This window comes from Flavobacteriales bacterium, assembly GCA_029248105.1.
In the GTDB taxonomy this organism is placed as follows: Bacteria; Bacteroidota; Bacteroidia; order Flavobacteriales; family UBA7312; genus UBA8444.
On record JAQWJZ010000018.1, the window covers coordinates 87,777 to 97,103 of the forward strand.

Annotated in this window: 6 protein-coding genes; 3 read left to right on the forward strand and 3 right to left on the reverse strand. The window is 36.5% G+C overall.

Features of this window, described 5'->3' with window-relative positions:
* The first annotated feature begins 54 nt into the window (after positions 1-54).
* Positions 55-1,296, forward strand: coding sequence for an ABC transporter permease (locus P8I29_03450; GenBank protein MDG1916852.1), 1,242 nt, complete (start codon positions 55-57; stop codon positions 1,294-1,296).
* Here the strand turns inward: P8I29_03450 and P8I29_03455 are convergent, their stop codons facing one another.
* From P8I29_03455 to fbp, 3 genes are read right to left on the reverse strand one after another with little or no spacing between them, the layout of a single operon-like run.
* Positions 1,297-3,114: an agmatine deiminase family protein gene (locus tag P8I29_03455; GenBank protein ID MDG1916853.1), complete on the reverse strand. Its 1,818-nt coding sequence runs from the start codon at positions 3,112-3,114 to the stop codon at positions 1,297-1,299. It abuts the gene before it with no gap.
* Positions 3,115-3,168: 54 nt separating this feature from the next.
* A complete protein-coding gene (mfd, locus tag P8I29_03460; protein ID MDG1916854.1) occupies positions 3,169-6,438 on the reverse strand; it encodes a transcription-repair coupling factor in 3,270 nt (1,089 codons plus the stop codon).
* 54 nt (positions 6,439-6,492) lie between these two features.
* Positions 6,493-7,491, reverse strand: coding sequence for a class 1 fructose-bisphosphatase (gene fbp / locus P8I29_03465; protein ID MDG1916855.1), 999 nt, complete (start codon positions 7,489-7,491; stop codon positions 6,493-6,495).
* A gap of 86 nt (positions 7,492-7,577) precedes the next feature.
* Between fbp and P8I29_03470 the strand changes: the two genes are divergently transcribed.
* Both P8I29_03470 and P8I29_03475 read left to right on the forward strand, forming a co-directional pair.
* The gene (locus tag P8I29_03470; protein ID MDG1916856.1) at positions 7,578-8,063 is read left to right on the forward strand and encodes a GNAT family N-acetyltransferase; all 486 of its coding nucleotides are present in this window, start codon (positions 7,578-7,580) and stop codon (positions 8,061-8,063) included.
* Positions 8,050-9,288 (forward strand): aspartate kinase, encoded by a 1,239-nt coding sequence (locus P8I29_03475; protein MDG1916857.1) that lies wholly within the window; start codon positions 8,050-8,052, stop codon positions 9,286-9,288. Before P8I29_03470 ends, P8I29_03475 begins: the two co-directional genes overlap by 14 nt.
* The last annotated feature ends 39 nt before the right edge of the window (positions 9,289-9,327 follow it).

A 9,327-nucleotide genomic window follows, 5' to 3' on the forward strand; every position in this document is an offset into this window, starting at 1 on the left:
TGATAACTTTCAAGTCGTTTAAAAAATCCTATCTTTAACCATCCATTTGTGAGTATGATTTTACTACGTATTTTTTTAGAAAGTTTTCGTTTTGCTTGGCATGCTATTATTAGCAATAAGCTAAGAACGTTTTTGTCTTTGCTAGGTGTTACTATCGGTATTTTGGCAGTCATTACGGTATTTACTATTGTAGATTCTTTGGAAAAAAATGTGCGTGATAGCATTAATAAGTTAGGTAGTGATGTCTTGTACATTCAGAAATGGCCTTGGGGAGCAAGTGACGGTGGCGAATATAAATGGTGGGATTTTATGAGCAGACCTGAGGTCAAATTGGATGAGATGAAGAAGTTGGCAGCTAAATCCAAAAAAGCGGAAGCTATAGCCTTTATGAATAGCGCTAACAGAACCCTAAAGTATTCGAATAATAGTATTGAAGGTGTGGGGGTTATGGCTGTAACCTACGATTGGAAATCTATACGTAGTTTTGATTTGGATTATGGTAGATATTTTACCGAACAAGAAATAGTAGGTTCTAAAAATTATGTCATTTTGGGACATACTGTCGCTTTGGCTTTACTCAATAATTTGGATAATATTGGCGAGGTCATAAAAATAAGAGGTGAAAAAGCTGTTGTGATAGGTGTTTTTTCTAAAGAAGGTGAAGACATAACGGGTAATTCTTTGGACGATGCGGTGGTTATACCTGTAACTTTCGGACAGAAAATCATGAACAAAAGAAGAAGTAATCCGACTATTATTGCCAAGTCCAAAAGGGATGTTTCTAACGAAGAGCTCAAGTATGAACTGACAGGATTAATGCGCTCAATTAGAAGGCTTAAGCCTAAAATGCCTGATAACTTTGCTATGAATGAAATCAGTTTGATTAGTAGTCAGCTAGACGGTTTATTTTCTATCATTGGACTAGCCGGTTGGATTATAGGAGGCTTTTCTATTTTGGTAGGGGGCTTTGGAATAGCTAATATTATGTTCGTTTCTGTTAAAGAAAGAACTAAACAGATTGGTATTCAAAAGTCGCTTGGTGCTAAGAACAATTTTATTCTTTATCAATTTCTATTTGAATCCGTTTTCCTTTGTTTAATAGGTGGTGTTTTAGGACTGACTTTGGTCTTTATGCTTACTCAATTTGTAACCAATTTTTTAGATTTTTCTATTGACTTAACCTTTGAGAATATTGCCCTTGGATTGAGTGTTTCTGCTATTATAGGTGTCGTTTCAGGAATTGTACCAGCCTTATCGGCTTCTAAGCTCGATCCTGTAGAGGCTATAAGAAGATAATTACTGAATAAGTAATTTTTCCTTTAGAAGGATTCCCTCATTTTCTAGTACTATAAAATACATACCCTTAGGAAAGTGATTAGCGTGAATGAAGAAGTTTTTTTGCCCTTTAACAAACTCACCATTGTGAATTAAGGCTACTTCTTGTCCCATTACATTTTGTATACTTAGCTTTCCATTAAAGACTTTATCAGAATTTATTGGAATACAACTTATTGCACTAGCGGGATTAGGGTAGACGCTCATTTCAACATTAGAAATCTTAGTCTTAGTCAAAATGTTTGTGGCATTGTTTTCCAAAACATTAAAATCAAAATAACCTTGAGGTGCTGGTAAAGGACGATTCAAGAATTTGCCTGAATTAGCGTTTGCTTGAATGTAATAAAAGACTTTATTTGGAGCTTCAATATTGGCAGATATATTCCCTTGCCAATTGTTGTCTTGTGTATTTGTCATTTGAATTTCTTGGTAGCCCTGCTCAAGGTCAGTTGTCCAAAATAAAGATGCAGAAGCTATACCGCTGTTGTGTTGTATGCTAGCCGTTATATTATACTCATCCAATGGATAGGTGTCTTCTAAAGACTGATGCTGAATAAGTAATGGTTCATCAACGCCTACTGAGTGCGTAATGCAGTGAATAGCACCGCTATAAGAAATTAGATTTGCTCCTTGGTTATCGACATCTATACCTACAACGTTATAGCCTGGTAATGCATCTTCATAGATACGTTGTGCTATGGTATCGTACTCTGTTCTGTAGAATGGAACGAGTAGAGTATTATTCACAAAAACAGAATTGGTATATGTTCTATAATAGCCATTGTTGTCAGGGTAGTTACCTGTAGAACTTGGTGGGCTTGGAATGCGAATAACTTTGTACGGAGTGCCAAAAGCAGAATTGTAATTATCTAACACATACTGTAGGTTAGCTTCAATTTGTGGTCCGTCGGCTACACCTTCAGGATATTCGGCTATTAATAACGTTTCTTCGTCAAGAAGTTTCATATGCATATCAATGTGATGTATGCCATCAAAGGGTAAGTTCTCCATAATGATGTAGTTGTTGATGCCCATAAATTCTTGCAAAATATCATTTATGTCATCTTGGGAATGATTAGGGTAGAAAACATTTTCGCCAAATGCTTGCCAAGCATATCCGCCACTATTTTCATCGATAATCAATTCTGAAGAAAAAGCAGTGCCCATTCCGTCACTCATGAAGTTGCCACCTGTAGCCATTAAGTCCCAAGGATCTTGAGTAGTGTTGTGCATATTCATATCAAAAAATTCAGCTACTTTTTCAGCTACTAAGTCGTCATAAGGTCTGTTTCTGTTATAAATCCAATCCACAAGAATAGCTTCTCCTACATCGTTTTTATAGACGGTATTTTGTCCGTAGTCTCTAATCCATATATTGTTAAAGTCGGTTTTTATATAACTTACGTTTTCGGTGTTTATACCCTGATTTTGCAAGTAAGATTCAACGGTATTTTCATCGTCACATACAATAACGACTTGAGCTTGTTCAATAGCATTTTCTACAATTTGAGTAAGAATAGCTTCTTCTTGAATGTTGTAGTCGGTGCTCCAAGTGATAGTTAGGGCTTGTATCTCCTCCCATTCAGCCATTGTACGTACATCTTCTGTAGGGGGTTCTGTACTTATGTTTGCCGAAACAGATCGGTTGTGGTAAGGGTTTTCTGTTATTCCAATGCTTTTGAGAAACCCATTTTCCCTTTCGTTAGGAGCAAAACCTTTGGGTAAAGATTGTGCAAATGTTACTGATGAAATGAACAAAAAAAACAGAATTTTTTTCATTTAAGTAGATGTTAGGTTTAGTGAAGAGGTACAAATTTAATGACTAAAATTGAATTAAGCCATTAAAATAGAATTCGTCTTTACTATGGCCTGGTTGATGCTATTGATGTCTTTTATTCTAAAAATCAATTTTCCTTTAAGCTCCTTCATCTCGCAATGCTGATGATTCTTCTTGAAAAATTCCAAGACCTTGCCGAATGTGGGGGATTGAAAATAGGGGTTGTCTTGTGGTGGGAAATAGCCAGTAAGGTGATTGTTTTTTAATGATATGCGTTGGAATCCTATTGATTTGCCTGTCCATCTTAATTGTAGCGATAAAATTAACTCTTCTACTTGTAGTGGCAATGGTCCAAATCGGTCAATAAGTTTAGCTTCATATTCTATGAGTTCTTCTTCAGTTGATAGTCCACTCAGTTCGTTATACAATTTGAGACGTTCACTAATGCTATTGACATAATCGTTAGGGATTAAGATTTCCATATCTGTATCCAACTGACACTCTTCAACAAAATCCCTTTCTTTATCCTGATCGGCATACAATTCCTTGAATTCTTCTTCTTTCAATTCGTTTAGGGCTTCATCTAATATTTTTTGATACATCTCAAAACCTATATCGCTGATAAACCCACTTTGTTCAGCACCTAGCAAGTCGCCAGCGCCTCTAATATCCAAGTCACGCATAGAAATATTGAACCCGCTACCTAATTCAGAAAATTGTTCTAGAGCATTGAGTCGTTTTCTAGCATCTGCTGTAAGAGAATAGGTTGGAGGGGCTAATAAGTAACAGAATGATTTTTTGTTAGAACGACCAACCCGCCCACGCATTTGGTGCAAGTCGCTAAGTCCAAAATTGTTGGCATTATTGATTAGGATTGTATTGGCGTTAGGAATATCTAATCCGCTCTCAATGATAGTGGTAGAAACCAAAACATCAAATTCGTTATTCATAAATGAAAGCATTAATTCTTCTAGCTTTTTGCCATCCATTTGTCCGTGACCAGTTCCAATTTTAGCGTCAGGACAAAGTCGCTGTATCAGTCCAGCCACTTCTTTGATATTTTCTATTCTATTGTGAACAAAATAGACTTGCCCACCACGAGCGATTTCATAACTGATGGCATCACGAATGGTTTCTTCATCAAATGTGCAAACTTCCGTTTCAACAGGATATCTATTTGGTGGAGGTGTATTGATTACTGATAAATCTCTAGCTCCCATTAGCGAAAACTGAAGCGTTCGAGGAATAGGTGTGGCAGTCAAAGTCAGCGTATCAACATTAGCTTTGAAGGTCTTGAGCTTGTCTTTTACAGCTACTCCAAATTTTTGTTCCTCGTCAATAATGAGAAGTCCTAAATCTTTAAAGCTGACATCTTTACCAACAATTCTATGCGTACCTATCAAAATATCTATTTCACCTTCAGCAGCAGCTTTTAAAGTTTCTCTTTGCTCTTTGGCTGTTCTGAATCGGTTAATGTAATCGACTTTACATGGCAAACCCTCCAATCTTTTTTCAAATGTTTTGGCGTGTTGCATTGCCAATATGGTAGTAGGCACTAAAATAACGACTTGTTTGTTGTCTGCTACGGCTTTAAATGCTGCTCTTATAGCTACTTCTGTTTTACCAAACCCAACATCTCCACATACTAACCTGTCCATAGGCATTTGGCTTTCCATATCTCTCTTGACATCAATAGTCGCTTTATGTTGGTCAGGTGTGTCTTCGTACATAAACGAGGCCTCCAACTCGTATTGTAAAAAGCTATCAGGCGAAAACTCAAAGCCTTTTTGTTCTTTACGTTTGGCATACAATTGAATGAGGTCGTAAGCTATAGTTTTAACTCTACTTTTGGTTTTGGCTTTCTTCTTTTGCCAAGCACCAGAACCTAATTTGTTGGTTTTGGGTTCAGCACCATCTTTACCACTATATTTAGCTATCTTATGCAGAGAATGGATGCTTATAAAAAGGGTGTCATTATCTTTGTATAGTAGCTTTATTGCTTCTTGTTTTTTATTGTTTATCTCTATGGTGTGCAGTCCTGCAAATCGACCTATTCCGTGGTCAATGTGGGTAACATAATCACCAGCTTGTAAACTATTCAATTGCTGTAAGCTAATGGCTTGGTTGTCGGCAAAGCTAGTCTTGAGATGAAACTTGTGGTAACGTTCAAAAATTTGATGATCGGTGTAACAACACAGCTTAAGCTGATGATCCACAAAACCTTGACTTAAACTGAGTAGTATAGGTTTGAAATGGACCTCTTTATCGTAGTCTTTTAACAAGCTTTCGAAACGGCTAATTTGTTCTTTGCCATTGCACAGAATGAAGTTTTGATAGCCTTTGTCGTGAGCATCTTCTAGGTCGTCAACGAGTAAATCAAACTGCTTATTGAAAACAGGCTGAGGGGATGAACGGAATTCGTAAGAGACATCGGCATCGAAATAATGGTGTTGACCAAATTCAACAACTGGAAAGTCCTCAATCTGCTCCAAAAAGTCATCACCACTAATAAAGATATTCTTTGGGTTGAGATGTTTTACAGGGCTGTCTTTCAGACCGTCAAAGTGTTTTCCTGCTTTTTCGAAAATTTCGTTTAGCTTTTTCTTGGTGTGGTCACAATCGGCCAACCATACTTTAGAGTTTTTGGGTAAAAACTCTAATATACTTTCATAAGCATTATCACTAAGTACAGGAAATAAGGGAACTATGCTTATTTGTTTTTGTTTGTCCTTAGAACGCTGACTATTGATGTCAAATGTTCTAATGCTTTCAATTTCTTCGTCAAAAAATTCTATCCTAAAAGGGGATTCGCTAGAGAAAGAAAAGACGTCAACTATTCCGCCTCGAACAGAATACTGACCCGGTTCTATTACGAAATCGACACGTTCGAAGTTATATTCTTGAAGACATTCGTTTAAAAAATCAATGGATATTTTGTCTCCTAGCTTAATATCAAAGGAATTATTTTTTAGTTGCTCTTGACTGATAACCTTTTCAAAAATAGCTTCAGGGTAGCTGACTATTATAGGTAAGTTGTGGTGGTTAAGGCTATTCAAAACCTCCGTTCTTAATAGAACATTTGCATTGTCTGTTTCTTCTAGCTGATAAGGTCTTCTATATGAGCTCGGATAAAACAGCACTTTCTTTTGCAAAAGGGTTTCCAAATCATTCAAGAAATAAGCCGCTTCTTCCTTATCGTTAAAGATAAATAGTTGAGGTCTTCTGATTTTTTGGATACTGTGCGCGGCAATAAGTGCAGTCTGCGCACCGATTAGGTTTTTAAGATGAAATTTGGCTGAATTGTTTTCTCTGAAACAATCTGCCATTGCCGTCAGACAAGGGTGTTCTTTATAATGATTAGATAGGCTTGTCGGTTTCAATTATTTTTCCTGCATAAATGATTCAGCTTTATCAACCATCTCTGTTGAGCCAATAAAAAATGGAACACGCTGATGGAGGTCATTGGCTTCAATATCCATTATTCGCTGAAAGCCATCAGATGCTTTTCCTCCAGCTTCTTCAATAATCCAAGCTAATGGTGCACATTCATACAACAAGCGTAAACGTCCTGTTGGTGCGGCATCCGTATTGGGATATATATATATTCCGCCTTTGAGCATATTTCTGTGAAAGTCAGCTACTAATGAACCCATAAATCGAGCGGTATGGGTACGCTTTCCGTCTTTAGTTTCGTGACAGTATTGAGCGTATTTTCTAACCCCTTCAGGCATTACTTTTTCGTTGGCTTCATTTATGGAGAAAATTTCGCCATTCAGTGGGGTTTTAATATTGGGGTGTGACATGCAAAACTCACCAATAGATGGGTCGAGTGTAAAGCCATTAACACCATTACCTGTAGTATAAACCAACATTGTAGATGAACCGTAAATAACGTATCCTGCTGCTACTTGCTCGGTGCCTTTAACAAAAAATTCATCTTCAGTCACTTCTTTGTTGGTTTCTTTTCTTTTTAGAACGTTGAAAATAGTACCAACTGAAACATTAACATCAATGTTTGATGAGCCATCTAAAGGATCCATACATACCAAGTATCTACCTTCTTTAGATTTTGGACCGTCTAAAATAATGATGTCTTCATTTTCTTCTGAGGCAATAGCAGCACACTGTCCGCCAGAGTTTAGGGCAGAAATAAATGCATCGTTGGCGTAGAGATCTAATTTTTTGACCGATTCGCCTTGAATGTTATCTTCACCCGCTTCACCTAGTATGTCTACTAAACCAGCTTTATTAATTTCACGATTTACAATTTTAGCTGCTATGGATATATCATAGAGTAAGCGTGTTAAGTTACCAGTAGCTTCTGGTTTTAAAACTTGTTGTTCGGTGATAAATTCTGCTAGTGTGGTGATTTTAGCCATCTTGAATTGCTTAATTTATTCGACAAATATCGAATTTTTAAACAAATAAAATGCATTCAAAAATAATTAACTTTGCCCCCTAGATTATGGATGTAAAAATCAGAAAAGGGATAAAAGCAGATTTAGCTGCTGTTTTAGAACTCATTAAAGAACTTGCCGAGTTTGAAAAGGCGCTGGATGAGGTTAGTGTGACTTTAGAGGAATTAGAAGAAGATGGCTTTGGAAAGCATCCCTATTATTGGTTTATTGTAGCAGAACACAAAGGTCAAATTATAGGTTTGTCGTTTTATTTTATAAGATATTCGACATGGAAAGGACGCTTTTTATTTTTAGAAGACTTCGTAGTAAAGGAAGAATTTAGAGGTCAAGGAATTGGCGCTCAACTTTTTGAAGAAACCATACGAATTGCCAAGCAATCCAAGGTTAAAGGAATGGTTTGGCAAGTATTGGATTGGAATGAAGATGCTATTCGTTTTTATAAAAAGTACGATGCCTCTATACACTCAGAATGGCTAAATGGCAAACTGACTCATGAACAATTAAAAACATTTCAATTCGATGAAGGTATATAAGTTTGGTGGCGCATCGGTGAAAGATGCAGAAGGTATCCGTAGAGTTACTCAATTATTGAAAAATGAGTCAATCGAAGAATTGGTAATTGTGATATCAGCTATGGGAAAGGCTACAAATATGCTTGAGCAAGTTGTTAATGACTACTACCAAAATCATCACGCTAACTTAGAAGAAGTGAAGTCTTATCATTATTCAATTTTAAACGAATTGTTTGATAATTCTCATCCTATTTTTGATGAGGTTAATAACTTGTTTATTGAGATAGAATGGGCTATTGAAGATAAGCCAACATCAACTTATGCCTATGAATACGACCAAATAGTATCAGTAGGCGAATTACTTTCTACCAAAATTGTGAGTGCTTTTTTAGTGCAAGAAGGCTTTGCCAATAAGTGGGTAGATGCTCGTGATATTATCCGAACAGATAACACTTACAGAAATGCTCGTATCGATTGGGATTTGACACACCAACAAATCAGTAAACAATTGACAAAGGGTGTTTATTTAACCCAGGGCTTTATTGGTTGCACTTCTGAAAATTTCACCACAACATTAGGTCGTGAAGGTTCGGATTTTTCGGCAGCTATTTTGGGTTTTGTTCTTAATGCTGAAGAGATTACTATATGGAAAGATGTGGATGGAATGCTCAACGCTGATCCTCGCTATTTTGAGGATGCTCAATTGCTACACCAACTCTCATTTGCCGAAGCGATCGAATTGGCATACTTTGGTGCAAAGGTCATACACCCTAAGACCATTCAACCTTTAAAAGAAAAGAATATCCCTTTGAAAGTTAAATCGTTTTTAAACCCACAAAATGAAGGCACTGTTATTTTTGAAGATGCCCAGATGAAACCTTTTATGCCCTCTTTCATTATTAAAGAAAATCAAATACTTATTTCCATTTCAGCTAACGATTTATCTTTTATTGTTGAAGATCACTTGAGTCATATTTTTTCATTGTTTGCCAAATATGGTGTGGCAGTTAATATGATGCAAAACTCTGCGGTCAGTTTTTCTATCTGTGTGGACAACGACTCTCAAAAGGTTAAGCCCTTATTATCTGACTTACAAAAAGAGTACAGCGTACATTACAATGAAGGTTTAACACTATGCACCATAAGACACTACGACCAAGCGGCTATTGATAGAGTAGTGGGCGATAAAAAAATTATTCTGGAACAAAAAAGCAGACATACGGTACAGTTTATATTTTCTAATTAACCTATTTTATTAGTCAATAGAGACAGCCAATAAGTTAAT